Raw genomic sequence first — 25,699 nt, forward strand, 5'->3', positions numbered from 1 at the left:
GATCACCTCGCCCAGGTCACCGACATCACGTCCGATAACCTGACGATACAGGTAAAGAATCGCGCTCAAGGCCTGGTTCTGGGTTGAAGCACTGACTTTGTCCTTGACCGCTAAATGCGTCAGAAAGGCATTGATTTCACTCTCACCCATATCTGCCGGATGGCGTTTTTGATGAAATAAGATATAACGCCGAACCCACTGGCAATAGGTTTATTCCGTACGGACGCGATAGTGCCTAACACACATTGATTCTCGCATCTGATCAAGCAGTTTTGGTGGTTTCCCAGTACGATCAGCCTGTGATGAAAGTCCCCCTCTGTTTGTCATACCCCCTCGCTAATATTCGCCCTTTAAACAAAAAACACCGCCAACCAGTTTGATACCGGTTCTGCGGTGTTCAGATTTTGTTTATATGTCTTTCTCTCCATTCTTCCCCCCAATGAATAGAAATCAAAAACTCGCTTTATTCAAGCCGTATTTTGATTTTTTGTCAAGACTTCAGTAACAAACACAGAAACTTGGGATAGACAACATTTCAAATCTTAGCAGATTGGGAACATCTTCCGATTTTACTGTTTCAAATGTGCTTTACTGACTTTTGACAGGCTGGTCAGCCAATGTTTTCCCCTTCAAAAGTACTTTCTCGATGAAAAAAAACCCAGATCGATATTGACCTAGGGCTATATTTCACTACTTACTACATTTGCCAGTTATGTCTGGCCGATATAAATCCGTTTCCAAAAAGGAAATCTTGATTTTTGATAAACAGAATCTGTGCTATTAATCCCTAGATGAAACAGGACCGTAATCTGGATCAACTTATGAGAAAGCATCGGTCCGTACATACAGGCTGAGGTTTATTTTGTTCTGTAAATTGTGACTCATAGAAACGTTTGAAGCCAAATTTACACGTCAGCACGTCTAACTGGGCTGATTTATTATGTTGCGCTTGCCCCATATTTTTTCCAGTCAGAATTTTCTGTTAATGTGGACCGCCACATAGGAATGCTCTTGCAACCATCAATACGCTTAAGTGACGCAACCACATTTTTCCTAAGGCTCGGGTGCAGCCATGGGCTTAGTGTTATTCGCACAATCGCAGACAAATCGATTGGTACGTTTAGAAACATGACTTCCTCTGACTTGGACTCCCACAGCGCCCGGGACTCGTTCTCGTGTTTGTAAGGGATTCTCTTTATAAAAGGAAGTTCAGCGGTCTTGGGCCGTGAATTTCGTAGATCATCAACCTTTAAATAGGAGACTTCTTTGAATTTCACGTCTTTTACTTTACTAAACGTACTTTCTAGTTCAGAAGCATTGAAGTGTACGCATACCCCGGATGCACCAGAAGAAAAAACACGCCAATGATGATATGTCTCTGATTCACGTGTAAAACAGAGCGCCAATACTGACTTGAGTTTTTTCTTTTCCTTGTACGTTGAGAGAAAGAAAGAATCGTTCTTGTCATCCCAAGACGACGGATCAAGAAGTGTGAGTTCCCTATTTGTCAGCACATGAATCAGCGCTGGCAAATCTGTGTATCTTCGATAGCTTAGACTACTCATTCCCGTCCCTAACTTAGTAATATGGCAAAAAGTCACCAGTTTATCTGATGCATTTTTGGTTAATAGAGTCAAAAGACGACTTGACCACTTTCTGTGTCAATTCTTTCAACACCTGCTAGTACACCGTTTCAGATGCTTTCTTGGCATACCAAAAACGGGGGGAATAACCACTCCGTTTCAAGGCCACATACAGCTCCCGAACACCGGATGAAAAGTCGTAGCTTTTGCTTGATTTGTATTTAGAGAAACTGAGCTTGAAGATGAGGCTTCGTTTGCAGGACTTGATCGCTCCGTCGAGCCAGTCACGCTCTGCCCACAGGATAGCACCCTCATCCTGATACATGCTTCCACGAGTATCGGCGTCAGGTTTCCACTCGCCCCATATATCGCTCTTCAATGCGAGCTTCCCTGCGTTGTCGTGCCAATGCCGCTCATCATCGTCGGAGGCCAGCCCAAACAATTTGTTGATCGCCAGACCCAGCTTTGGACGAGCTATCGCACCCCGTGCGGCCCACTTGTCACGTTCATCAATCCCAATGGGATAATTCTCTGGCTCCCATATCAAAGGTTTAAATGGCCTTTTCTTGGCGTATCTATCAACTCCCCCATCAGACTCAAATCTGGGCAGCCAAAAGTCATGATCGGGTGTTTTTGAGAACTTTGTGCAATGTCCAACCGCTCCGCGCTCCATAACCAAGGCGGAAATTAGGCTGACATGTACGCCATCAGGTGATGTCCAATACCCGTAGAGTGGTATAAAGAGATCCTCTGAGCCCCCAGGGAACCCTACCTTCTGAAACAACGTCTCCATTCCGAGAAGCGTTTCCTGGTTTCCTTTGCGCTCGCCTAGGAGGGACTCCCGTGCTTGGGCCGGAACACAATTTTTGTGATCTGATAACCATGAGCCATCCTCGAACGAAACATCCCCGGCTTTCAAGAACTCTTGCCAAGGGTTCAGGCCTTCCCAATCATAACTAGATCGCGCGACAGGCATGGTCTTCAAAAGCGAAGTCGCCGCGTGCAGGTAAGCATGCCTTTGAATGTGTTCACGATAGTTCTCAAACCTTTCGTCACTGTAGTAACGGGCCCTGCCAGTAAAATCAGACATGCTCGTTGCATTTGGCCAACGTTTCATTACTTCTTCAGCAATGAAATCACTGGCTTCGTTCTTCGAAACCCAAAAGAGGCGTCCGAGATTTGAGACCTTGTACTTTTCGAATTCGTAGTCGAAATGAAAATCGAACCGACGATCCTTGTTTTCCGGCCAACCATTTCGTTCAACGAGGCCTTGCGAAGGTGTTTGAATGTCAGTCCATAGCCTCGTAAGTTCCGAACTCATTGCGTTACCGCCCTCGATATATCCCAGGCATCGTGCAAGATGAAGTTTATTGAGCACGTGCAAATCGGTTCGCTTAGCTAGCGCCGCAATTTTTGACTTCAGGGGTTTGAGCTTTTCGCCGTGGTGTAGAGCAGCGCGCGCCAATCCTATTAACAACCATTGCTGTGCATTCATAAAGGCGAATTGATGATCATCAGAGGCCAGTGATGGGTTCTCATCCACATCAAAGTGGTCAAGCAAGCGGCCAACATCCTCGGTCAATCCGACATCGAGCATGCACTTCAGGCTTCTTGCGGCACTCCATCTGACAAAGGCATCACTATCACCGAGCAGATGCCAGATGATATCCGCGAGAACATCTCTCTCGTCGCTCTTCCCCGCAAAAGCGGCGCAATACATGCCTTCGCCAATCTCATCACCAACATTTGCAGCTGAACTGGATAGCAAGTCCTCAAATGCATCCAACGCCGTCGAAGGATCAGTGCAGGATGACAGGTTGATCGCTAGTTGAAGCCATTCGTCACCACCGAGCTCAAGTCGTTCCTTCGCTATCGTTTCCAAAACAGTTTGCAGCACAAATTTTAAATCGTCGCACAGTTTGGACAAAAGGTAGATTTGCCTGGAGATACCGGAGTATCGGAGATCAAATAGCTCAGAGCCCTTGAACGCAAAAAGTTTTTTGATCAGAGCAGGTGCGCTTTTTCTCACATTCGCTGAACTATCGCCCCAAGCCTCTACGCATTCGATTATCAGATCGAGTGCGCGATCAAATTCGATCTCGGCAGATTCACAAAGAGCCTCAAGAAACTTAACCTGTTTGTCATACGGACACGCTTTCCGCAACTCGTCAAACAGATGTTTCCTGTTGTCGAATGGCAGTCCATCAATGGACTGAATATCATGAATTGCCTCATCCAGCGAGGATGCGCATGTAGAATCACACTTGGCAACAATAGCCGTGAATGCGACATTGCGAGCATACTCATCCTGCTTCTTGCTACATGCCTGAAGGCTGTATTCAGTGCTGGTCCCACCATGATTGTATTTAGCATTTTCGATATCGCGCCGACGCCGTGCGGCCTCGCGCTGCCCTTGAAGATGCTCACGCAAACCCTCTATGTTGACCTCTTCAAAGGTATCCATACAGTTCAGCAGACTCTCCCATAGCCCCTCCCATCCACCAAAACCATGTTCTTGATCCAGCTTCTCTATTACAAACGAGAAGATCGCGGCCCTGTCCTTCGGATCGGCAGTGGAAAGCAGGTCATACATCCCATTGCCGACCTGCCAATCATGCCATCCATGATCTTCACAGATCGTGAGAAGCACTGCCGCACGACGCGCATCCAGGTGGCCGCCTTTCGCGAGATAACAGGCAAGCTGCGGAAGCCCATAGGAGAAATCCACAACATCCTGATTGTACCAGCGTATCAGCTTGTAGATTGCCGGAAAACCGATGGAGGAAGCGGCAGCACTTCCGAATAGAGTCCATCCGAACTTTGATGGCTCATGTTGAAAGATTGTCTGACAAAGGTTCATAAGCCGGTGCGAAAGCTCCGGCTTCATTAATCCTCCTGGCTGTTCTGCGGCGTAGTGCAGGGCAGAGTAAATCAGGTCAAAGTCATCGCCACTTATCTGGTCAAGTTGAGCCAATCCTTGAGCATAATACTCTTTCGCTTCACCAACGCTCATCAGGATCAACGATCCAGCCAATTCTCGGTATGACTCGCCGCGTTGTTCAATGTAGTCATCCTTTACAATGTCACTGGAAATAGAGTTTGCGTAGGCACCTGCGACATCCGCCAGATTGGGGCGTCTTGCGATAAGAGCGAGAACGCTTAGCTTGTCACCAAGCGAGAACTGGTTCGTGCCAATGATTTCTAAGAGCTCTTTCGCCTCTTGCTTTTCAACCGTTTCGCTATGACGAAGCAGCATTCTGGCAAGCCCAATGCCGACTTGTCGCGCAACATTGTCTCTCCCGGTTTCAGCTCTCCATTGGGCACCGTGTTTGAAGGAAGTTTTCCAGACCTCTAAGAAGTCGGCCAAAACGTCATTCGAAAGCGCAACCTTCGACAGAAGAGCTGCCTCGATAGGTTTGCCTAGTTGCAGGATACAGGCTGCGCCCTTTACAATGTTTTCCTGCTCATGAGTGGAAAACTGTTTGCGTTTTTCTGCCTTCCTACCCTTTTGCTCTCCATGCTGGTTTCTCGTTATGATGAGGCTATCAAGGAATGTACTGAAGTCAGCTTCTGTGGAGATTGATTTTGTCTTTCGCCGAGAGTTAATGTCTTCAGGCATAAGATCATGAAAGGACAACTCTTTACCAGACGACCAAGCCGTGATGAAAGCTGATTGAACAGGCACCCAAATTCTGTTCATGCCATGACGTTCACCATAATCGTACCCTGATGGCCTTCGGTGGCGAAATAGCTTGAGCAGCCTCTTTGCGGACTGTCCTGAATTAACGACTAGGGAGCTCAACGCTGCACTCGCAACGGCCCCCTGTAGTTCCATCTCGTAGTCGGAGTTACCCTTTGGAACCTTCTTTTTGTATCGCTGTGAGAGCGTGCTCGTCGCTCGCGATACTGCCTTGAGTTGACTTTTTGAAAGGCCGTATTCCTTAGACAGTAAGCCAATTTGCAAAGTGAGAGAAAGGCACCTTTTCGATGCTGCGAACTTGGTCAGGGTCTGCAAAGCCGCACTTCCATTCGACGCTTCGTGGTGTTTGCACAGAGTGATCAGCTCTTCTATGACCGTAAGCGCAAACTTGAAACGCCACAGCTGGATATTCCGATTGAACGACGAAAACTCATTTTTTAAAACACTCAAGAACATCACGGCAGCAATGTCGGATGCCTCCGGTCCTGAGTGCTCAAGCCTTTTGGTCTCGTCATCGTTATTTAGAGACCAATTTATCCAGCCAATTGCCCTGTTTTGATGAATGCGCGCTTCTTCCAGTTCATCAGAAAAACAATAAGCGACTATGAGCCTGGCATCACGTGCACCACGCCAACCTGAGCGATCATTGAACAAACGGCGGGATGCATCCGAGTCTCCGAGGGTTGTCGCCAGAGCAGGAGATCGTCGTATGTATTGATCGCCCCTCGCATTGGCCGAAGCTATCTGCGAAAGCTGCATCGTCAGACACAGAACGCGGTCTAGGTCCTTCTCGCGCGAGGCAAGGGAGAATGCCGCATAAAGTCGTGCAAGTTTCAATCTGCGACGTCCAAATTCGGATGTAAGTGCAGAAGGAAATTCATCCGAACCTGCAAGCTGATAAGCCCTGTTGCTATCGCCAATCACCACCAGGAAATGTGGCAGAGCTTCTGCAGCGTAGATTGAATCCTTCTGGCACGTTTGAAGCCTTTGTGCGATGGATTGCTGCGCAGAGACCTCGCTTGCATAGTGCTCCCTGATGTAGGTCTCGGTGGGCTCGTCACGAAAAATCGCACCGTGTTTGACCAACTCAAGCATCGGCGCAAGATCGGATGCTGCGCTATTAACTTGCGAGTCCGACCAGCTCAACGCCTTGGCTAGTTCTGTCAACGGAATGGGCGGAGGCAGAAGTGATAGGGCAGCAAAAAATTCGCGAATTTCAATATCGTTCCAACCTGCAGTGTGTAAGTCGCGGAATATTTTCTTACATTTCTCTGATATCAATTCTTCGACCGATATTTCGGTCTGCGGCGCATTGCCGGACACATTCGTGTCCCAACTTTCGACAAGGTATTCAAGGACCCGCGCGTTGCCTCGTGAACGAACGAGCGCAGTAGAAAATTCCACATCGGAGATGTTTGCGCGCCTAGCCTCAAGAAACCGCCGAGTTTCTTCCTCAGTGAACGGTTCGAGTCTAATGTGTTTCGTCTGGCTCTTCCCAATAACGTCATCCATCCTATGGGAACGCGCAGTTAACAAAAGCTTCACACCGTCGATAGGCTCCTCGCTAAGCGATGCAAGCAGAAGCCGGGGGAAGGCAGCTTCATGCCTTGCATTGGCTTCAAGTTGTGCATTGTCTGCAGCATCCAAAACAATCAGCAGACCTTGCATTGCAGATTGATTTTGGACGGCCTTACTCGCTTGTTTGAGACGCCTGCGGGCGACTTCGATTAGGCCATACTGATCGCTGTCGGTTGGAAGAAGTGGATCGCAGAGCCCGCGTGACGCAAGTTCATTTATGATTTGTAGCAAGCCAACCTTTGGCATGTGACGTGCTTGGACCTCGGAGCGATATGCGCCGCCGCCGAAGCAATCGAATACGACGACATCGAAGATATCTATAAGATGTATCGCCAGGCTCTGGATGAAAACTGTTTTGCCGACACCACCGTCAGCATGGAGAAATACAGGGATATTGCTGGCTTTTATCTCGTCTTTGACATCTTGCAGGGCACTGCGCTCAACGACATCACCAACATCCACGAATCTCGTATCTGCAGGAAATAATTGATCCTCATCACATTCAAGTGCATCGAGAACATCTTCACGCCTAATAGAATTCTTGCCCTGACCCTCTATTTGTGCCTTCTCGCGGACAAGTTCCACCAGGGCGAATAGTCTTTTTGCCGCCTGTCCAGTCGAGTCAGCCGACCAATCACTGATTGTTCTTCGCAAGGATCGGTTCTGTGCCGGCAAATCATTTGTTGCAGCACGAAACTCGATGAGGGGAAAAATATCCTCCGCTTCGACCTTCTCTTCCTTACACCAGATCTTGAGGTACTCAAGTTGCATTTCGGTGCTATTGGACTCCGGTGGGCGACGCGATTTCAAGCAAGCGATGGCATCCCAAAGATTACCCGAGAATTCCGCATTCGTCACGAACCCAAATGACAGCTTCTTCGCAATGTCCTCATCCGAAACACTGGACCTGAAAGCTCGCAGTGTTGCGGCGAATTTCTTGATCGTTTTCTTCAGATAGGATGATGTGACGGGCTCGGCAGCTTCCTTGTATTTGAACTGCAAAATCTGCTGGGCGGTGCAGGTCTCGAAAGTGTTGCCATTACCATAGAAGAGAGTAAGGTCGGCAATATCCTCTGCCTCTTGTCCCAAATTCAGTTGCTCGTTCGGAGAGAGGCCCTCGATAACTATTGCGAAGAGATTGTCTTTGGGAAACACAAGCTGTAGCGCACGCCGTGCCGCCCACCGTTCGTGGAAGGTGTGCCCAGCGCGTGATACTCTGACTTTGTCTATGCTCCCTACTGCTTTATTCATGAAGACATTCACTCTTTGCGTAAGCTTCCCCAGAAGTAGACAATTCAAAACTGGAGCTGAAAACAAAAAAATCGCTGGTCAGCGAGATGCCGACAGCAGCGATTAACACTTGTATGAGTTTTAAGTTTTGAGCGCAGCGACCATCCCCACCTCCAAGAAACCAACACTTTAAAAACAGACCTTAATGTAGCTCGGTTCGTCACTCAAGTCAAAAGGGGGATAGTGTTTGCCATTTTGTCCTTTTAGATTTTAGTGACCACTGAAAAGCTATTCCGTATTTTCTTACAATTTCTGATAAATCTGAAAACCCCCAACCTGCTGTCCGAGGGTTTTTCGTGTCTGATTGATGGTGGTTTGCGAGCTCCAGACTACTACAGATTTACAGTGTGCCCTATATCAAAAACATTGTGACAGGAGGGGCATATATATAAACATTTCATTATCTCCCCCTCTTTTTTGAACATTGAATGAAAACCATTTTTATATTGGCAAGATGGGCAGACTTTAAACTCATTTTCTATTGATACTTTAGTAATTGTGTAATCCACTTAAATCTCCTCGGTCGTTCCCAAAACAGGAGGTGCAGAACCAGCTATCCTGGCAGGAGAACATTTACATCTACACCTCCACTAATGTTCTTGAATAATCAACGCCCAAAATGTGCAGTTAAAAAGGCCCTGCCTAATACACCCGCACCAAACATATTAAATTGGCAAACTGCAGGTGTGGTCTCAGCATTAATTGGTAGCGTCTCAACGGGCAAGGCAGAAACGCAGAAAATATAGCGATGCTTGCCGTGCCCGGGTGGTGGTGCTGCGCCACAGAAGCCGGCAAAACCTGCATCACTTTTTAGCATTTTTGCGCCTGCAGGAAGTAACAAGCCATCAGGGTTGCCAGCGCCAGTGGCTAAAGAGGTAATAGAGGCGGGTATATTGTAAACAGTCCAGTGCCAAAAGCCACTGACCGTTGGCGCATCCGGATCGTAGCAGGTTACTACGAAGGACTTTGTACCTTCTGGAAAGCCTGACCAACTGAGTGAGGGTGAAATATCTTCACCGCCATCAACACCGAACGCCTTACTTAATTGCGGTGGCGGCATTGTGCCACCATCCTCAATATCTGTGGATGCAACGTAAAACAAGGGTGCTTTGGGTAGCGAATCATAAGTATTGTAATTAAAGGGTGCGGTCATGATGATTTCTCCTTAAATGCAGTATCAATTGATAAGGAATCATTTTTAGGGGATTGGGGCATTCGCCCCGAACGGTCGGTCTGGAGATCAGTTTCATTACCTGAAGTGTAGTCGAAGCAGTTTTTTTTTCAAGGTTGACCCAGCGGCATTATCAAGTCGTGAGTGTCTGATTAATCGCCCTGCATTGTTTTGGAGTGCTCAGATAGGCTAAATTGCGAAATTCTTAATACCCCTGCAAAGTAAGACACACCTCTGACAACCAGTTTCAAAACTTAGAATTTCTGACATCCCCCCCGATCTTTGTTGTGGATCATATGGTCTCAAAACCACCCGTTTTGCAAATATCTCTTCAAAAGTGGAAGTCAAATGTCCTTTAGATTTTCGATCGGAAGAATTTTGTAAATTTTACATTTCAAAAGATCGAATACTCGACAAATTTTTCCCAGCAATGTCATGTCATCTGTTGTCATGACAGGACCATAATCTGAGTTATCAGGAACCAGTAGTGCTCCGTTGATCATCAGAGACATACGTCTGACCTGGACAAGCCCTGTCTTGGTGAGACATGCATGAGGATTTATGAGAAACCGGTTAAACTGCGAGTAAAACTGCGTTGCTCGCTTAATGGCATCGGCAGGACGCCAAGGTTAACTTGTTCTTTATCTGTTTAATACGATTAGTGACGTTTAAGGTTGTACGACAAAATGGCTGTGTCCATATAACCACGAGAGACCCAATATGGCGTCAGAAGTTAGTTGTATAATTTCTACTTCTGAGCCCCGTTACAAACGGGGGGATTATCCTGCTACTTCCCCCAAGTAATACTTAGGGGAGGTAAAAGTTTTCCCCAAAGAGGATTTTAAGAAGGATTTGTCCCCAAAATGAATCAAGTAGCAATTTTAACAAATTTCTATTTGTCGGAATTCCCCTAAGTATTAACTATGGGGAGGGTGAGGATTTCCCCCAAGAGAATCTTGCATGTTTTATATAAAACTACCAATGAAGCAGCAAAAAACGCTTTTTTTAGCTTATTTTCAATTTCTTAATGCTTCCCCTAAGTAATCCTTAGGGGAAATAAAAATTTTCCCCCAAGAGAATTTCAAAAAATGATTTTTCTTAGTACTTCCCCTAAGGTTAACTTGGGGGAAAAAATAGTTTTCCCCCAAGAGAAAATAGCAAAAATGGTGGCGAAATTACTCTTTGGGAATTTCAAGATTCCCCAAAGAGATAATAGTTTGGGGAAACCTCTTTTTTGAACTTTTTATGTGAAGGGTGATTGTGCATCATAAATGTATTGAAAATTGAGCCACATAATCCCTTAAAAAAACGACCTATTACAAAAGTAGTAATTTCAGTCTAATTCCCCTCAAGCAGAAGGTAGACATGAAATCGAAGGGATTCACTGAATGATGCGATTATCGACATTTTAATTTTCTGCCACAAGCCAATTACAAGGACTGAAGTGAAGATTCGCTGATTTCATATCCATTTTCCTCCATAGGTCTAAATATAGCTCGTAAACAGGTCAATCGACACGCCGCGGTACTCTTTCTACGCGATATTCCTAAAACCTAAATAAACAAATAAGATTCTGTATCTTTTCTTAATTTTGCATACGTGTAGTGGTCAACAAATATCGGACACAGATTTAAGGTTTTCTTCCGCAGTTACTGGCGATTGCCCATGGTTCCATTGATGGTCGCACGTAATTGTAATATCCCATCAAATAACTGCCGATATCTTTCCGGGCGTCAATAAAGGATTGGTATCCCCCTTTGGGAACCCATTCACTTTTTAAGCTGCGGAAAACTCGTTCCATTGGAGCGTTGTCCCAACAATTACCTCGTCGACTCATACTCTGTTTCATTTTGTAGCGCCACATTCGTTGCTGAAAGATCACACTGGCATACTGACTGTCTTGATCTGAATGGAAAATTATATTTTGTGGCTTTCCTCGTAATTGATAGGCTTTATCCAGAGCTGCTACGACCAATCCTGCATCCATGGTTTTCGAGAGGTGCCATCCGACGATTCTTCGAGTACACAGATCCAGTACGACGGCAAGATAGATCCAACCCTTGCCAGCCCAGATATAGGTAATATCGCCGCACCAGACACAATCAGGTTGTGGCACATCAAATTCCCGCTTCAGTCGATTGGGAATGTTGGGCCGTTCTCTCTGCTCAGCCCTATGGGTTTTTGGCTGTGGTTGCTTGCTAACAAGTTCAGCTTCCGTCATCAAACGGCGGACTTTGTAGCGACCGATCTGCTCTCCCCCTCCCCTAAGAAGGTCGGTTAGTGTCCAGCTCCCGGCTGTGCCTGACTATAGCACGCATATTGGTGTCTGAAATCATTGAACCACATCAGGGCAGGACATCTGCATGACTCGCCCCCCCCTGTCTCCTGCCCCGGCAAAGAAAAACTAAAACACCTTCAGAAACAAACCACCCGACGGCACTTATCAATAGAATTAAACAAAATGAGAACAATACGAAAAAGGTCACTTTTCCGTGTTTTTCAGATCTATCAATGAAAAAAAAGTCTCCATAATGGAACTCAACAAAGGAGATTCAGATAATGACAGAACAAGAGACCCTACAAAAACTAATAGCTAAAAGACTAACTCGGATACTTTATGTCGCAGAAACGGCACTCCCACAGAATCAATACCAAGCTTTTCGCAAGATAGCTCTGGACGAATTTGGGAATAATGGACTGAATAAGGATTTAGAGCAAATTTGGAAGACAAAAAAACGGAACGGGCAGGAATAAATCATGCGAAGGAGGAGGTGCCCCATGAGTGAATAATCCCAACAACAATGATGACCACTTATTACCTGAATCTTTTGAGGGACTGGAGTGGCATTTCCAGGAAGAAATACGACTTATTCAGACACACTTAACTGACATATTGGAAGTCATGGCTCAAGAATCGGACTAATGGAGTAGAAAAAATGAATGTCGCCCTGTACGCACGCGTTTCAACCACAAAACAAGCAGAAAAAGACCTCTCAATTCCTGATCAACTAGGTCAAATGAGAAGCTGGTGCAAGCGTCAGGGCTATTCTGTTACTGGAGAATATACAGAACCAGGGGCATCTGCCACAGATGACCGACGGCCAGTATTCCAGAAGATGATTGCCGATGCTTGTGTTAAACCATCTCCCTTCAACGTCATCATCATACACAGCTTTTCGCGGTTTTTTAGGGATTCATTTCTTTCCGCATATTATAAACGGAAACTGAAAAAATATGGGATCAAAGTAATATCCATAACTCAACAAACCACAGACGATCCCAATGGTCAGCTGTTTGAGCAAATGTTAAGTATATTTGACGAGCACCAGAGTAACGAAAACAGTAAGCACACACTTAGGGCGATGAAGGAAAATGCACGTCAGGGTTTTTTTAATGGGGCAAAACCTCCTTATGGTTATAAAGCTGTTGAAACAGAACACCCCGGAAGGAACGGCAAGAAAAAAAAGCTTCAAATAGATGATAAAGAGAGCGTAATCGTTACAAAAATTTTCAGAATGTACCTTCATGGTCATCGTGGACAAACGCTTGGTGGTTCTGGTATTGCCTGTCATCTAAATAACCAAGGAGAAACACATCGTGGGAAAAAATGGAGTAGTGCGACTATCCTTCATATACTTAAAAACTCTGCGTACCACGGTGAATACTATTTCAACAAATTCGATACCAAAGCCAAGGAAACCAAACCCAAAGAAGAGTGGGTTTTGACTCCGATCCCATCGATTATTGAAAGGGACGATTTCGAACGCGTTCAAAAGCTTATCGCAGAAAGGGCACCCTCTAAAACTCCTCCACGCGTCACGAATTCGCCAACGTTGCTAACTGGATTATTAAAATGTACCTGTGGCGCAAGCATGACAATAGCAACAGGTAAAGGCGGGAAATATCGCTACTACAAATGTACAACACGCATAAATCAAGACAAGCATGCTTGCAAAAATCCAAACATTCCAGTTGAAACACTAGATAGGTTCATCCTTGAGTCAGTATCAGAAAAAATTTTCTCCCGAGCAAGGGTTTCTGAGATGCTCAAGATGCTGCAATCTCAACTAAAAGAATCAAAATCAAAGCACGATACAACACTGATGGCTCTGAAAAAGGAACTTGCTCAGATAGAAGAGTCACTTAGTCGGCTCTATGATGCAGTAGAAAAGGGTCAGATTACCCTAGATGAAACATTGAAAGAGCGGACACAGAACAGACAATTTAAACGGCGCGAAATTTTAGCTGAAATGGCGAGGACAATAAAAGAGAGTGAATCAGAACTTGATCAACTCGGACCAAAAAACGTCGATCTTTTTCGTAAATCACTGAAAACCAAGCTGATGGATAGCTCATCAAATTTTGGCAAAAATTACCTCAAACTGCTCATCAAAGAAATTGTAGTAGATGGAAAAGAAGTCCGCATCACGGGGAGTTATGCGGCTCTGGTTGGGGCTTTAGAAAAAACAAAGGCAGGCAACTCCCCTGGAGTGCCCACCTTTGGTGTTGTATGGCTCCCTTTGCTGGGCTCGAACCAGCGACAATCTGATTAACAGTCAGATGCTCTACCAACTGAGCTAAAAGGGAATAGTGTGTTGCGGTGGGGAAATATAAGAAATTGCCCCAGCCCTGTCAAGCCTTTTTTATAGGGCTTTGTTAGCCACCTTTTTTCAGATCATTGAGAACCAGTTTAGCAACCGCTTTGAGGGTTTCAAAAACACCTTCTCCACTCATGGCGCAGCCCTCTAACTCTGGGACTTTACGAGGGTTTAGCAATTTGCTCAATTCTTCAACGGAGCTGACGTTGGGGAGATCCCGCTTGTTGTATTGGATAACAAAGGGGATTTTTTCAAGGTCAAATCCCTGCTCCTCAAGATTATCTTTTAGGTTTTCCAGACTTTCTATGTTGGCGTCGAACCGTTCTTCCTGAGAGTCGGCGACAAAAACAACCCCATCGACCCCTTTAAGGATCAATTTACGGGAGGCATCATAAAAGACCTGACCGGGAACAGTGTAGAGGTGAAAACGGGTTTTAAAGCCGCGGATTTCTCCAAGCGCCAAAGGTAAAAAGTCAAAGAAAAGCGTCCGCTCGGTCTCTGTGGCTAAGGAGATCATTTTCCCTTTAGATTCTTCTGCCGTCTTATTGTAGATGAACTGTAAATTGGTCGTTTTTCCGCAAAGGCCTGGACCATAATAGACGATTTTACAGTTTATCTCGCGCGATGCATAATTTATAAAGGACATCTACTAAACCCCAATTAGTTGAAAAGATTGTCAATATCATCATCTGTGATTTCAGCAAATGGGCTGGGAGTATCGGTTGAGACGGCCTCCTGCTTGGTTTTGCTGACTAAGTCTTCAAGGACGAGGCCAAGATCCCGGCTTGCTTTCTTGACCCTTAAACGTACAAGTCCAAGGGAACTCCGTTGATCAAAAATGACCACAAGAATAACCCGTCCACCAATGATGGAAATATGGATATTGTCCTTCTCGCCTTCATGAAAAAGAATTGAAAATTCTTTTTCACCTATCAGCTTAGCGAGTCCCCCTGTTGCGGCAATATTTCCCGCAGTCAAGGATGCGAGGCTGGTCGTGTCAAGATTTGCTGTTTCACCTGTTGCAGCAATAAGTTGGCCATTTTTATCAACGAGAAAAATAACCTTTGAATTTGATTCACGCAACAATCTTTCTAATAAAAGCAGAATCTGCTGGTACTCTTCGTCATACATAACCAGCGATGATTGGGGACCAAGCATGTGGCACTCCTTTTAGTTTTAAATAACTCAAGGAGTGTGTATAACATTTAAAAAGACTCATATCAAGAAACTAATCATTTGTTTTTAAAAATTCCCTCATTTAATTTTGCAAACAAATTTCACTTTATTGACTTGTCAGCAGAAATCATCTACTTATCATTACATTATGAATCGCGTTACCTGAAAGGCACCTGATTTGGCAAACCGACTTAATCTCCCTGCGGGAATTCGTCGCTGGCAAGACGGCGATGGCAAATCTCAACCGTTTGAAGGGTATGACTACTCTCTTTTGGAAGATTGTGATAGCGCGTATCGTTTCACAGCAGTTGCAGATGTTGGAAAAATTGAAACTCTTTTTAACCATTTCTCGCGCTTTCTTTCTGACGAGTCTTTTTTTATTCTTGAATACTATCCAGATGAAACTATTGCGTTACGTTCGAGCAGAGAGGAGCCGCGCTTAATTCCATCCGTCTATTACTCACCATATCTTGCTACCCCTTCTATTCTCAAAACGATTACCCCGTATCTTTCCCGCATGATTCATGACGGTTTTGTTGGGTTTGGCATTGCGAATAACCGGATGGGGCTGGAATTCTTTTATTCTGAGGAGAAGGTTCTCTCTTTTTTTACTGACAACCATTTACGATTGAGTCATTTATTTTGCCAGTACCAGATCCCATATCATAATGCCTTGGTCCTCCCTGCCGATTATGGACATGACCATCTCTCTTTGTTGGCGCTTCCCGCAGAACAACTTCCAGAATCGCTTCTTTGTGTCAATAACCGCGATCTTGATGCCAGCCTTTTTTGTCGCGAGCTGATTGAACAACTTGACATGTATCAAGTGGAAGAAGGTCTCTCGTTTTTTCTCACCCGCAAAGAACAGGAACAGATTGAAGCGCTCATCAAATCAGAACTTCCTGGTCATGACCTGGCTGAGGTTGAATTCGGCGGGTTATTGCTGGACTGGAGCGATTTTGTTACGGAGTGCGAACATACCTTTGATGGAGACCTCTGGGAATATAGGCAGGGGCTGGTGATTCGTGATGCCATTCAGCTCGTTATCGAGATGGCACCGAAAGCTTTAGCGGATAAAATCATGTCGATCATTTCTGAACCGGATATGGCTTTCAAGAAAATCCTCATAGACCGCCGCAAACGTCTTGATCCCCCTACGGACATCACCTTGACAAAAAATCGCTTCTGGTATCATGGCATGGTCCGTAATCAAGGCAGCGACTTGCGCCGTGATCTGATTCGACATGGTTGGTTTAAGGGTTGATATGTTACTGATTCTTGCAGCCACTCCTCTAGAAACAAATCTCTTGCGTCAAACTATGACCAACACAGAACATCTCTCATGCGGATCAATCAAAATAATTGCGGGAGAATTGGAAGGGCAGCAGGTCCTCCTTTGTCATGGGGGAATCGGTCAGGTCAACATGGCACTCCAGTTAACGAGAATCCTGAGTGTTCACACCCCTTTGGCTGTTTTTCTCTGTGGTTGTGGCGGATCTTACCCGGACAGTGGCCTTCGGGTTGGGGATCTGGCTTTGGCTGATGTTGAAATTTTTGGAGACCTGGGAGTCGTCACCACTGACACATTTATCCCCCTGTCACACCTCAATATTCCCCAAGACAAGCAACTGGCACCAGCGATAAAACAATCCATTCCTCTCGATCCGGAACTTTGCCGCTGGGCGCAACTGAGCCTTGAGGAGGTCGCCTGTGGTCCCTTCGTCAGCGTCAATTGTTGCAGTGGTACTCCCGCTGCAAGTCTGGATTTACAACTGCGGACAAAAGGGATTTGTGAAAATATGGAGGGGGCTGCGGCGGCACAAGTCTGCTCAGAGTTCAATATCCCGCTGCTGGAATTGCGGGGTATTTCCAACCCGACCGGAACCCGCGATCCAGAACAATGGGACGTTGTCCGCGGTTCGGCAGCGGCGCAGTCAGCTATTCTGAAGTTACTGCAGCGTTGGCCTGACAGATAATAATAGTAGGAGCAAGAATCATGCAGCAATTACATCTGGGCTATTCACCTTGTCCGAACGATACATTCATTTTCTATGGCTTGATTCATGGAAAGGTTCCCTGTCCGAAAATACAGTTTATTGAGCAACTGGAAGATGTCGAAACTTTGAATCAGCTGGCATTACAGGGGCAGCTCGATCTGACCAAAATTTCTTACCACGCTTTCGGTCATCTGCGTCATGATTACGCTTTACTCCATAGTGGTGGCGCACTTGGACGGGGATGCGGTCCCTTGATAGTCGCCAGAGATCATACGACGATGGCAGAGCTGCGGGGTAAAAAGATCGCTATTCCTGGTCGCCTCACAACCGCCAATCTACTCCTTCAGCTGCATTCGGAAGGTTTTGAAGATGTTTTGATTCTGCCGTTTGATCAGATTATGACAGCGGTCACACAGGGGAAGGTGGATGCGGGTGTGATCATCCATGAATCCCGCTTTACTTATCCACAACATGGACTGACACAGGTTCTCGATTTGGGACAATGGTGGGAGGAGGAGACAGGGTATCCCATTCCGCTCGGGGGAATTCTCGCGAAAAGGAGCTTAGGGGCAGAACTGATCAATCAGGTTGACACCGCCCTGCGGCAGAGCATTGAGTACGCTTATGCCCATGCCAATGAGCCACAAATCTATATTAAGCAGCATGCTCAGGAGCTGGATGACAGCGTCATCCGTCGTCACATTGACCTTTATGTCAACACTTTCTCCATCGATTTGGGTGATGAGGGGATTCAAGCGGTTGAGGGTCTCCTCAGTCGAGCCGAAGCACGGGGTCTGATTCCCCCTTGTGGGCTCCCTCTGTTTGCCGCATAGGAATTAATAAAGGCGGCCCCGAGGCCGCCTTTAAAAGAATAGCGTTTATAAACTGTTACACTTGGTCAAGATGAACCGCTTTGATGAATTTTGGACTGACGGCTTCACTTACCTTTTGCAGCGTTTCCTCATCCACTGGAGAGTCAACTGAAAATACTACCATCGCCTCTCCAGCTTTTTCTTGCCGCCCCAGGCTCATATTCCCGATATTGACATCCGCCTCACCTAGGACGGTGCCAATTTTCCCGATCAACCCGGAACGATCCTGATAATTTATCACCAGCATATCCTTTTCGGGACGGAAGTCGATAGCATAGTCACGCATCTTGACGATCTTCGGAGTCCCCTCAAACAAGGTTCCGGCAATCGTCCGGCGTCCCTGCGCACTTTCAAGGCTGAGAGTAATCAGGCTGGAGAAGGAATCTGTTTCCGTTGAACGGATTGATTCAACCTCGATCCCCATTTCCCGAGCGATCAAACTGGCATTGACCATATTCACCTCTTGATCAGTGCAGTGATTTAATAGTGCGGCCAAGCCCGAGACGCTTAAAGGGGCACAGTCGAACCGTGCCAGCTGTCCATTATAAGTAAAGGTGACCTTGTTGGGGTTTGGTGGTGCCAGTTGAGAGATAAAGTCGCCAAGGATGGAAACCAGCTGCATAAAAGGTTTCATGTGCTCCATTTGGTCAGGATCAAAACGGGGAATATTCACCGCATTCTCCAGAGGGCGTCCATCGACATAGTTAACAATCTCTTTGCTGACATCAACGGCAACATTCTTCTGCGCCTCAAAGGTATTGGCACCAAGATGTGGGGTCACCAGCATCTTCGGATGGGCGATCAATTTTTGCAGAACATCGGTCTTGGGGGGCTCTTGGCTCCAGACATCAAATGCGGCCCCAGCACATTTTCCGCTCTCTAAAGCCTCAAGCATAGCGGCTTCGTTAATAATACCACCACGGGCACAATTAATGATGACGACCCCGTCCTTCATTCCTTTAAAGCTGTCGGACGAAATAATGTTACGTGTTTCATCATTGAGGGGAGTATGGACAGTAATGACATCAGAAAAGCGGATGATATCTTCAAGCGGTTGCAGCTTGACCCCAAAATCATCGGCACGTTTCTCAGAGATATAGGGATCGTAAGTGATGACTTCTGCTTCAAAAGCCCGACATCTTCGTGCCACCCGGCCTCCAACTTTACCCAGGCCAATAATGCCGACGGTTTTACCCTTCAGTTCACAACCGGTAAAGAGAGCACGTTTCCAGTCGCCCCCCTTGAGACTGGTGTTTGCCATGGGGACATTGCGAAACAGGGAGAGCATAATGGCCATGGTATGTTCGGCCGCTGAATTGACGTTGCCATAGGGAGCATTAACAACAATGATCCCTTTACTGCTAGCTGCGTCGACATCGACATTGTCGATTCCTACTCCAGCACGGGCTACAATCTTCAGATTGTCAGCACAATCTAACAGCGCCTTGTCGACCAGTGTGCCACTGCGGGTGATAATAGCTTCATAACCACCGATAATCTTATGCAGTTCAGGAATTGACAAACCCAACTTTTTATCGATATGGATACGGGGGTCTTCAGTCAGTGGCAACAGACCATTATCGGAAATTTCATCGGTAATCAGGACTTTCATCTTATGGACCTCTCTATCATTTACAGGACAACGTACCTAAGCGCAGGGATTTTAAGACCATAGCGCAGACATGTCAATGTCGAACAACCTGTGAGCTACGGGAGCAGTCTCACCTCATCAAGGTAGATCGTACGAGGACGACTCAGTTTGCCAACAAATAACCCCATACCAGCGATATGGCCCATATCCATGAGACGATCTTTAGGGGCATGTGCGACTGTCTCTAAAGGGACTTGGAGGTGATTCCAGCCGGGGTTGATGGCAAAGCTGGTGTTAAACCGGTCACTATACGCATTCTGGTATTGGCGGTGTTGCTGGTCGTGGATTCTGAAATGGAGGGTTAACTTTTCTTCGTCAGGGTTAAACACCTGCAGGGATATCGTCCTGTAGCCCCTCCAGTCATGGGGGAAGTCCTTCAGCCCCAGCCCTGAATACCGCTGTGTTGTCAGTTTAATCCGCAACGAAGACCGCCCTGAAAAAGCGACACTTTGACTGATTTCATGACGGGCACCTGTCCCCCAGCGGGTCTTCTCAAGCGGTGTCTCAAAACCAGACAAGAGTGGGAATTGTCTCCAGCTGATCAGATCATCCACAATGACCTTACCGACTGGCAATAGTATCCATAAGACCAGGAGAAGAAGGGGGATTTGTAGTGCTTTTAATTGCCATTTGGCGATGGTTTTTCTTGATTCAGCAAAAAAGCATAACCCCGCCAGTGCCCCGACAATGTCATTCCCCAAGTCTGACCAAGCTGCCTCACGACCAATTTGAGATTGAATCAACTCACTGAGTGCACCAAACAAAGTGGCAAACAGAAAAATTTCCAGTAAGGAACGTTTAAAGGAGAGGGGGGTTCGCCAACAAACATAAAGGTATGCCCAAAGGGCAAAGCAGAATAAGTGCCCCATTCCCCAAATGAAGCGAAAGCTCCGTAATGAATCTGGCCCCGGTCCGCCAACAAACAAGAAAACCGCGGCGAGAAGAGCCAGTAAGCTGAGTAAGTATTGTCGCTTTCTGTGCAAGAGTTTCATCTTTCTCAAAATGTAAGAAAAATCGACACTTAGGGTGAATAGAGACATCGTTGATTCTATCAACCTAAAGGGTTTTTCTTACAATGTGAAGCTCAAAAGATGAATGTAATAGAGAATAAATCAGTATTTCAGCCGGTTACGCTTTACCCGAAAGCAGCGCTCTGTCGCTCACTTGATGCTTTATTGCCGAGGCATAATATTTGCAGTCACAGGTCAGTTATGAGATAATGTCCATGTTTGCGCCTTTATTGGTGGAGGGGGTTCTTGATCCACAGATAGGAGAGCTCAAATGGAAAGTCGTATCAAATACAGCCCGGTTAGATCTTATCAGCGCTTTAAAGCAACAGACCGTGCGCTGGTTCTTGTCAATCGTGGGCCCGAATCCCTTCCATACCACATTATGGATATCAGTGAGGGGGGGCTTTCTTTCCGTTATCTTGGCCAGAAACTCAATCGTGCTGAGATTAGAAAGGTCAGCCTGTATCATAATGATCAATTGATTGTTGATGACATCCCTATCAAGACGATTTCTGATTATCGCTTGCGTGACAACATGGTTCCGATCCGCCGGGGGAGCATCCGCTTTGAAGAACTAGAGCCTGCACAACTCAGTAAACTTGAAAAATTCATTCAGCATTTTACTGAAGCACCGCTGCCTATTGCCTGACTTATTCCAACCGCAGCTATGTAAATAATTCAAAGTCACCTTTAAAATCTTAAGGTGGCTTTTTTTGTCCGCAGGACGATTGCTTCCGATTGTTGGCGTTTCATCTTTTCTGCTGAATCCAATCCCAATAAAAAAGGCAGAACCATTCAATTGGTCCTGCCTTTTTAAGATTATTTATTCTGAAGAAATTACTTCTTCATTTTTCTTCTGTAGAGAGCCAAGCCAACCAGACCGGAACCTAAGAGAACCATTGTTGCTGGTTCGGGAACAGGGGCGGCAGCAATGAGTTGAGACTGTACGTTAACACCGTTAGCATCAACAAGGTTCATAACTTTCACTTTATAAGCATCTCCCTGTGACGCATTGGCGACGCCTGAAGTATAAAGATTGCCAGCCAAACCAGATAAGGAGACGCTATATCCCTCAGATGCCCAGATAGCTTCCTGTAATGCCTTTACATCATCCTGAACATAGTTAAAGCCAGACAAGGTTCCTTGATTAAAATTCCAAAATAACCATTTAGTCGCGCCACTTAAAAGGCGATCAGTTCCCTGGCGTTCAACAGAATCAGAGATACTTGATACACGATATGGAGTATTCAACGCCATCTCAACATCGTATTCAAGACAGAAAGTCGTAAATAATATATTGTTCCTATCAGCATTGAGACTTACACCAAAATCACCGCCACCGTACCAACCATTGTCATAATACCCGCCACCAACAGTGGTATGGGTTAAAACGATTTCGTCATTTTGTGCCACGGGGTAAGCATAAGCACTGCTTACTAAAGCAAAAGTCAATGCGATTATAATCAGACTAATTTTTTTCATTTTGTTTCTCCTTTTCAATCAATTCATACTAATTTCAATAGCAAGGAGAAAGCCAAATTTTTTAACCGACAAACGACACAGTCAGAATATTTTAGTGAGCCAAATATTTCCCCTTTATCTATAGAGGCTTACAGGCCTCAAATGATAACAAAAAAAGTCACTTTTAATTTTCAATCCCCCGAGTATATTGGTGCTTTTAGCGGATAATCGTCGATTGTCGGTTTTTTTTACACAAAAGGGCCCGGACAGCTTGACCTGCACAGACCCTTTTATGTAAATTTTTTCGACAATCCTTAGCGGTTCTGCCGTTCAAACTCCGTCATAAAGTTTGCCAGCTTTTCCACTCCGGCCATGGGCATTGGATTATAGATTGAAGCCCGTACACCGCCAACCTTTCGATGCCCTTTCAAGGCATATAATCCAATTGCTCCGGCTGCTTGTAAAAATTTGTTTTCCAGCTCTTCAGTTGCCAGCTTGAATGACACATTCATGATTGAACGGAATTCTGGTTGAGCAATTCCGTGATAGAAATCAGTGTTATCTATCACCTGATAGAGTCGTGCAGATTTCTGTTTGTTTAGTTTTTCAATTGCTTTCACTCCACCCTGTTCCTTGAGCCACTCAAGCACTAATTTGATCACATAGATGGCAAAAGTATTGGTAGTATTGGTGAGAGAGTTGTCTTTGTCGCACTGAGTGTAATTCAAAAGCGTTGGCGTTTGTCGGGAAGCATGGCCTAACAGATCTTCACGAATGATCACCATCGCCATCCCTGAAGGGCCAAGGTTTTTTTGCAACCCCGCATAAACAACACCGAACTGATTATAGTCAATCTGACGTGAAAGTAGTTCTGACGTCATGTCGGCGATCAGCGGAACATCCCCCGTCTGTGGGAATTGATTCCAGCGGGTGCCATAGATGGTATTGTTACTGGTAATATGGAGGTAAGCGGCATCCTGATTTATCTCTTCGAGGGTGATCTTCGGAATCCGGTCAAAATTGGTCGCAGCACTACTGGCGATAATCTCCATATGACTAAAGGCTTTTGCCTCTTCTGCGGCCAAGTTGGCAAAATTACCACTCTCGACATAAAGACTTTTCCGTGAAGGAACTCGTTCGGCCAAGTTCATTGGTAAGGCCGAAAATTGCATCCGCGCTCCACCATGAACAAAGAGGATCCGATAATTATCCGGCAAACCGGTCAACTCTCGAAAGAGGGATTGTGCTTCATTGAGGACCGCAACAAACTCTTTGGACCGATGGCTGATTTCGATAATCGAAACCCCCATCCCTTGAAAATTGAGCCATTCCTGCTGAATCTTCTGCATAACCGGCTCAGGCAACATTGCTGGGCCGGCACCAAAATTATAAACCTTGTCTGCCATAATCTTCCTTCCCGGATATTTTAAACCTGCCTATTTTACGATCTTAAGTCGCCCCTTCCCTTTACTATCAGGAGACGGCGGTTTAGGATCTTCTTCTGTTGCAGAAACTGGCGCCTCGGTAACAGCATCACCCATCTGTGGAAGGGTGCCGGACTGCAGCATCTGTTCAACGGAATCGGCTATTGTCAAGCACTGCTGCATGCAAACCTTACGCGCCGGGCACGTGCTACAATCGGCCTCGCCGGCTGCTGCCTTGAGACTATGAATCAGCAACTCTACACTCTCCAATTGTGACAGTGGAACAAAATACATTTTTGCGTCTCCTACAAAAGATTAAGCCATTTCGCGATCAGCAACTTTCACAAACTCCCGTAACTTATCCATCATCACCTGGAAATCATCAGGGCGTAACGACTGCGGTCCATCACTGGTCGCTTTTTCAGGACAAGGGTGAACTTCAACAATCAAGCCATCGGCACCAGCAGCGGCCGCAGCATAGGACATGGGAGCAATCAAGGAGGCATGACCTGTTGCGTGAGAGGGGTCAATAATGACTGGCAAATGGGTTTGTTGTTTCAATACTGGCACTGCGGAGATATCCAGAGTGTTCCGCGTTGCCGTTTCAAACGTCCGAATCCCGCGCTCGCAGAGGATGACACGACGATTACCTTCGGAGAGAATATACTCAGCACTCATCAAAAATTCCTGAATGGTTGTTGACATTCCCCGCTTGAGAAGGATTGGCTTGTCCAATTGTCCAAGCATTTTTAACAAGGCAAAGTTTTGGGTATTACGGGCCCCAACCTGCATCACATCCGCATAGCGGGCAACCAGCTCGACATCACGGGGATTGACCACCTCGGTCACAATCGGCAACCCTGTTATCTCACGGGCCTCAGCCAGCAGTTTCAAACCATCTTCTTCCATCCCCTGGAAAGAGTAAGGGCTGGTCCGCGGTTTATATGCGCCCCCACGCAGTAAACGAGCGCCCGCTTGTTTAACCGCCACAGCAGTATCACAGATCTGATCCCTGTCTTCTACGGCACAGGGACCTGCAGCCACAACAAATTCTTTCCCGCCAATCGTCAAGCCGGGGACAATTTCGACTTCGCTTGACTGTGGTTGCACTTCACGGCTCGCTAGCTTATAAGCCTTGAGAATCGGGACGACATTTTCGACTCCGGACATTGATTGCAGTGTCTGTAATTTTTCTTTACCCCGCTCCTCGCCAACAGCACCGATAACATTCCGAGTTTCCCCATAGATGATGTGAGGCTGATATCCTAGCTCAATGATTTTTTTTTCCACTGACTCGAGATCTGACTTGGCTGCATCTTTTTGCATAACAATAATCATTTTGAATTCCTCCTTGCCGTTTTGGCAGAAAAGGCAAAAGGCCACCCGATCTCCCGGTGGCCTCAATTTTCACATCATCTAAAATAGAAAAACCATGGGAGAACTGTCAGCCGCTCTGCCATGGTTTGTGTCACTTGAAGTCTAAAACCCTTCTCACGCACCTCTTCCCAAGGCAGACGGCCCAAAAAAGCCGAAAAACCAAAAAGAAAAGCTAAAGTAAGAAGTGTTAATAGTCATAATTTTTTATTCATCCTTTTTTCTGCACAGAGAGTACACAAGGGCACCGAAGCGCGCAAGTAAAAAATCCATTGATAAGTTTCAACTATTTTCACTTGACAGTCCCTGCGCCTTTCGCTATAAACGGGCTTCGTTTTGCCCAGATAGCTCAGTCGGTAGAGCAGAGGACTGAAAATCCTCGTGTCGGCAGTTCGATTCTGTCTCTGGGCACCATAAATCAAATAAAAGCAGTGACTTACACGGTCACTGCTTTTTTTGTGGGTCTACACCAAAGAAAGGGGATGGACAAATATCGGGTCTACACCAAAGAAAGGGGATGGACAAATATCCCGCCACTTAAACCGATCAAATTTCTATTCTGTTTTAACCGCACAACACTCTAACCCGCAACCGATAATTTTCAAAGTTTCTGAATCCGTAGGCTCTGCGCTGAATCAATTTCATTTTTCGATGAAACCCTTCTACAATCCCATTGCTTTTATAATAACGGAACATGCGTGCTATAGCAGTCAGCCAATTTGTCAAACTCTTTCCCAGTGTTTGCAATGGTCGAAAGGGGCTTGCTTTGAGCATATCTGTTTTGCTTAGCAATTCACGCACCAGCTTCCTGCAT

At 46.0% G+C, this 25,699-nt stretch carries 18 protein-coding genes, 2 tRNA genes and 2 pseudogenes; 7 read left to right on the top strand and 15 right to left on the bottom strand.

Going from position 1 to position 25,699, the window contains the following annotated elements; translation table 11 throughout:
* The 5 genes and pseudogenes from BLU87_RS17905 to BLU87_RS16565 form a co-directional block, all read right to left on the bottom strand.
* Nucleotides 1-327, bottom strand: a pseudogene (locus BLU87_RS17905) (site-specific integrase); the annotation flags it as partial.
* A gap of 611 nt (nucleotides 328-938) precedes the next feature.
* Nucleotides 939-1,532: a DUF2971 domain-containing protein gene (locus BLU87_RS16550; protein ID WP_139167605.1), complete on the bottom strand. Its 594-nt coding sequence runs from the start codon at nucleotides 1,530-1,532 to the stop codon at nucleotides 939-941.
* 148 nt (nucleotides 1,533-1,680) lie between these two features.
* Nucleotides 1,681-8,112 (bottom strand): P-loop NTPase family protein, encoded by a 6,432-nt coding sequence (locus BLU87_RS16555; RefSeq protein ID WP_092350897.1) that lies wholly within the window; start codon nucleotides 8,110-8,112, stop codon nucleotides 1,681-1,683.
* Between the two features lie 646 nt (nucleotides 8,113-8,758).
* Nucleotides 8,759-9,304, bottom strand: a complete 546-nt coding sequence (locus tag BLU87_RS16560; RefSeq protein WP_092350899.1) for a YbhB/YbcL family Raf kinase inhibitor-like protein — start codon at nucleotides 9,302-9,304, stop codon at nucleotides 8,759-8,761.
* Between the two features lie 1,626 nt (nucleotides 9,305-10,930).
* Nucleotides 10,931-11,621, bottom strand: a pseudogene (locus BLU87_RS16565) (IS3 family transposase); the annotation flags it as partial.
* A gap of 260 nt (nucleotides 11,622-11,881) precedes the next feature.
* Between BLU87_RS16565 and BLU87_RS16570 the strand changes: the two are divergent.
* Both BLU87_RS16570 and BLU87_RS18000 read left to right on the top strand, forming a co-directional pair.
* Entirely contained in the window at nucleotides 11,882-12,076 is a 195-nt protein-coding gene (locus BLU87_RS16570; RefSeq protein ID WP_092350903.1) for a hypothetical protein, read from the top strand.
* Between the two features lie 182 nt (nucleotides 12,077-12,258).
* Complete coding sequence (locus tag BLU87_RS18000) at nucleotides 12,259-13,875, top strand: recombinase family protein (protein ID WP_425429689.1); 1,617 nt, start codon at nucleotides 12,259-12,261, stop codon at nucleotides 13,873-13,875.
* Here BLU87_RS18000 and BLU87_RS16585 read toward each other — a convergent pair.
* From BLU87_RS16585 to BLU87_RS16595, 3 genes are all read right to left on the bottom strand, one after another.
* Nucleotides 13,834-13,909, bottom strand: a tRNA-Asn gene (locus BLU87_RS16585). The two genes, BLU87_RS18000 and BLU87_RS16585, sit on opposite strands and share 42 nt — an antisense overlap.
* Before the next feature lie 69 nt (nucleotides 13,910-13,978).
* A complete protein-coding gene (locus BLU87_RS16590) occupies nucleotides 13,979-14,566 on the bottom strand; it encodes a GTP-binding protein (RefSeq protein WP_092350905.1) in 588 nt (195 codons plus the stop codon).
* A gap of 14 nt (nucleotides 14,567-14,580) precedes the next feature.
* Entirely contained in the window at nucleotides 14,581-15,078 is a 498-nt protein-coding gene (locus BLU87_RS16595; RefSeq protein ID WP_092350907.1) for a roadblock/LC7 domain-containing protein, read from the bottom strand.
* Between the two features lie 196 nt (nucleotides 15,079-15,274).
* Here BLU87_RS16595 and BLU87_RS16600 point away from each other — a divergent pair, with 196 nt between their 5' ends.
* Genes BLU87_RS16600 through BLU87_RS16610 form a run of 3 tightly spaced genes read left to right on the top strand, consistent with a single transcriptional unit; the run spans nucleotide 15,275 to nucleotide 17,926 of the window.
* A complete protein-coding gene (locus BLU87_RS16600) occupies nucleotides 15,275-16,360 on the top strand; it encodes a hypothetical protein (RefSeq protein ID WP_092350909.1) in 1,086 nt (361 codons plus the stop codon).
* Between the two features lies 1 nt (nucleotide 16,361).
* A complete protein-coding gene (gene mqnB / locus BLU87_RS16605) occupies nucleotides 16,362-17,072 on the top strand; it encodes a futalosine hydrolase (protein WP_175498441.1) in 711 nt (236 codons plus the stop codon).
* Between the two features lie 20 nt (nucleotides 17,073-17,092).
* Complete coding sequence (locus BLU87_RS16610) at nucleotides 17,093-17,926, top strand: menaquinone biosynthesis family protein (protein ID WP_092350913.1); 834 nt, start codon at nucleotides 17,093-17,095, stop codon at nucleotides 17,924-17,926.
* A gap of 55 nt (nucleotides 17,927-17,981) precedes the next feature.
* Here the strand turns inward: BLU87_RS16610 and serA are convergent, their stop codons facing one another.
* Together serA and BLU87_RS16620 are read right to left on the bottom strand one after the other, a co-directional pair.
* Nucleotides 17,982-19,577: a phosphoglycerate dehydrogenase gene (gene serA, locus BLU87_RS16615; RefSeq protein WP_092350915.1), complete on the bottom strand. Its 1,596-nt coding sequence runs from the start codon at nucleotides 19,575-19,577 to the stop codon at nucleotides 17,982-17,984.
* 95 nt (nucleotides 19,578-19,672) lie between these two features.
* The gene (locus BLU87_RS16620) at nucleotides 19,673-20,608 is read right to left on the bottom strand and encodes a VanZ family protein (protein WP_139167607.1); all 936 of its coding nucleotides are present in this window, start codon (nucleotides 20,606-20,608) and stop codon (nucleotides 19,673-19,675) included.
* Between the two features lie 289 nt (nucleotides 20,609-20,897).
* Between BLU87_RS16620 and BLU87_RS16625 the strand changes: the two genes are divergently transcribed.
* Entirely contained in the window at nucleotides 20,898-21,275 is a 378-nt protein-coding gene (locus BLU87_RS16625) for a PilZ domain-containing protein (protein ID WP_092350919.1), read from the top strand.
* A gap of 188 nt (nucleotides 21,276-21,463) precedes the next feature.
* On the opposite strand, the gene BLU87_RS16630 is transcribed toward BLU87_RS16625, so the two are convergent.
* From BLU87_RS16630 to aroF, 4 genes are all read right to left on the bottom strand, one after another.
* The gene (locus BLU87_RS16630; protein WP_092350921.1) at nucleotides 21,464-22,108 is read right to left on the bottom strand and encodes a PEP-CTERM sorting domain-containing protein; all 645 of its coding nucleotides are present in this window, start codon (nucleotides 22,106-22,108) and stop codon (nucleotides 21,464-21,466) included.
* Nucleotides 22,109-22,401: 293 nt separating this feature from the next.
* Nucleotides 22,402-23,493, bottom strand: coding sequence for a 3-phosphoserine/phosphohydroxythreonine transaminase (gene serC, locus BLU87_RS16635; RefSeq protein ID WP_092350923.1), 1,092 nt, complete (start codon nucleotides 23,491-23,493; stop codon nucleotides 22,402-22,404).
* A 30-nt stretch (nucleotides 23,494-23,523) separates the two neighbouring features.
* Nucleotides 23,524-23,805 carry a hypothetical protein gene (locus BLU87_RS16640; protein WP_092350925.1) on the bottom strand — a complete coding sequence of 94 codons (282 nt, stop codon included), beginning with the start codon at nucleotides 23,803-23,805 and terminating at the stop codon, nucleotides 23,524-23,526.
* 21 nt (nucleotides 23,806-23,826) lie between these two features.
* Nucleotides 23,827-24,849 (bottom strand): 3-deoxy-7-phosphoheptulonate synthase, encoded by a 1,023-nt coding sequence (aroF, locus tag BLU87_RS16645; RefSeq protein WP_092350927.1) that lies wholly within the window; start codon nucleotides 24,847-24,849, stop codon nucleotides 23,827-23,829.
* 374 nt (nucleotides 24,850-25,223) lie between these two features.
* On the opposite strand from aroF, the gene BLU87_RS16650 reads away from it, so the two are divergent.
* A tRNA-Phe gene (locus BLU87_RS16650) sits at nucleotides 25,224-25,299 on the top strand.
* Nucleotides 25,300-25,449: 150 nt separating this feature from the next.
* Here BLU87_RS16650 and BLU87_RS16655 read toward each other — a convergent pair.
* Nucleotides 25,450-25,699: transposase (locus tag BLU87_RS16655; protein ID WP_139167609.1), on the bottom strand; the 250-nt coding region annotated here is incomplete at its 5' end.

The sequence above is a fragment of the Desulfuromusa kysingii genome, from assembly GCF_900107645.1.
Classification (GTDB): Bacteria; Desulfobacterota; Desulfuromonadia; order Desulfuromonadales; family Geopsychrobacteraceae; genus Desulfuromusa; species Desulfuromusa kysingii.

Excerpts from the sequence above, each read along its gene's own strand:
- BLU87_RS16625 (WP_092350919.1), top strand. The coding sequence starts at position 20,898 with ATGGAAAGTCGTATCAAATACAGCCCGGTTAGATCTTATCAGCGCTTT.
- serC (WP_092350923.1), bottom strand. The coding sequence starts at position 23,493 with ATGGCAGACAAGGTTTATAATTTTGGTGCCGGCCCAGCAATGTTGCCT.
- BLU87_RS16630 (WP_092350921.1), bottom strand. The coding sequence starts at position 22,108 with ATGAAAAAAATTAGTCTGATTATAATCGCATTGACTTTTGCTTTAGTA.
- BLU87_RS16595 (WP_092350907.1), bottom strand. The coding sequence starts at position 15,078 with ATGCTTGGTCCCCAATCATCGCTGGTTATGTATGACGAAGAGTACCAG.
- BLU87_RS16640 (WP_092350925.1), bottom strand. The coding sequence starts at position 23,805 with ATGTATTTTGTTCCACTGTCACAATTGGAGAGTGTAGAGTTGCTGATT.
- BLU87_RS18000 (WP_425429689.1), top strand. The coding sequence starts at position 12,259 with ATGAATGTCGCCCTGTACGCACGCGTTTCAACCACAAAACAAGCAGAA.
- BLU87_RS16555 (WP_092350897.1), bottom strand. The coding sequence starts at position 8,112 with ATGAATAAAGCAGTAGGGAGCATAGACAAAGTCAGAGTATCACGCGCT.
- aroF (WP_092350927.1), bottom strand. The coding sequence starts at position 24,849 with ATGATTATTGTTATGCAAAAAGATGCAGCCAAGTCAGATCTCGAGTCA.
- mqnB (WP_175498441.1), top strand. The coding sequence starts at position 16,362 with ATGTTACTGATTCTTGCAGCCACTCCTCTAGAAACAAATCTCTTGCGT.
- serA (WP_092350915.1), bottom strand. The coding sequence starts at position 19,577 with ATGAAAGTCCTGATTACCGATGAAATTTCCGATAATGGTCTGTTGCCA.
- BLU87_RS16610 (WP_092350913.1), top strand. The coding sequence starts at position 17,093 with ATGCAGCAATTACATCTGGGCTATTCACCTTGTCCGAACGATACATTC.
- BLU87_RS16590 (WP_092350905.1), bottom strand. The coding sequence starts at position 14,566 with ATGTCCTTTATAAATTATGCATCGCGCGAGATAAACTGTAAAATCGTC.
- BLU87_RS16560 (WP_092350899.1), bottom strand. The coding sequence starts at position 9,304 with ATGACCGCACCCTTTAATTACAATACTTATGATTCGCTACCCAAAGCA.
- BLU87_RS16620 (WP_139167607.1), bottom strand. The coding sequence starts at position 20,608 with ATGAAACTCTTGCACAGAAAGCGACAATACTTACTCAGCTTACTGGCT.
- BLU87_RS16570 (WP_092350903.1), top strand. The coding sequence starts at position 11,882 with ATGACAGAACAAGAGACCCTACAAAAACTAATAGCTAAAAGACTAACT.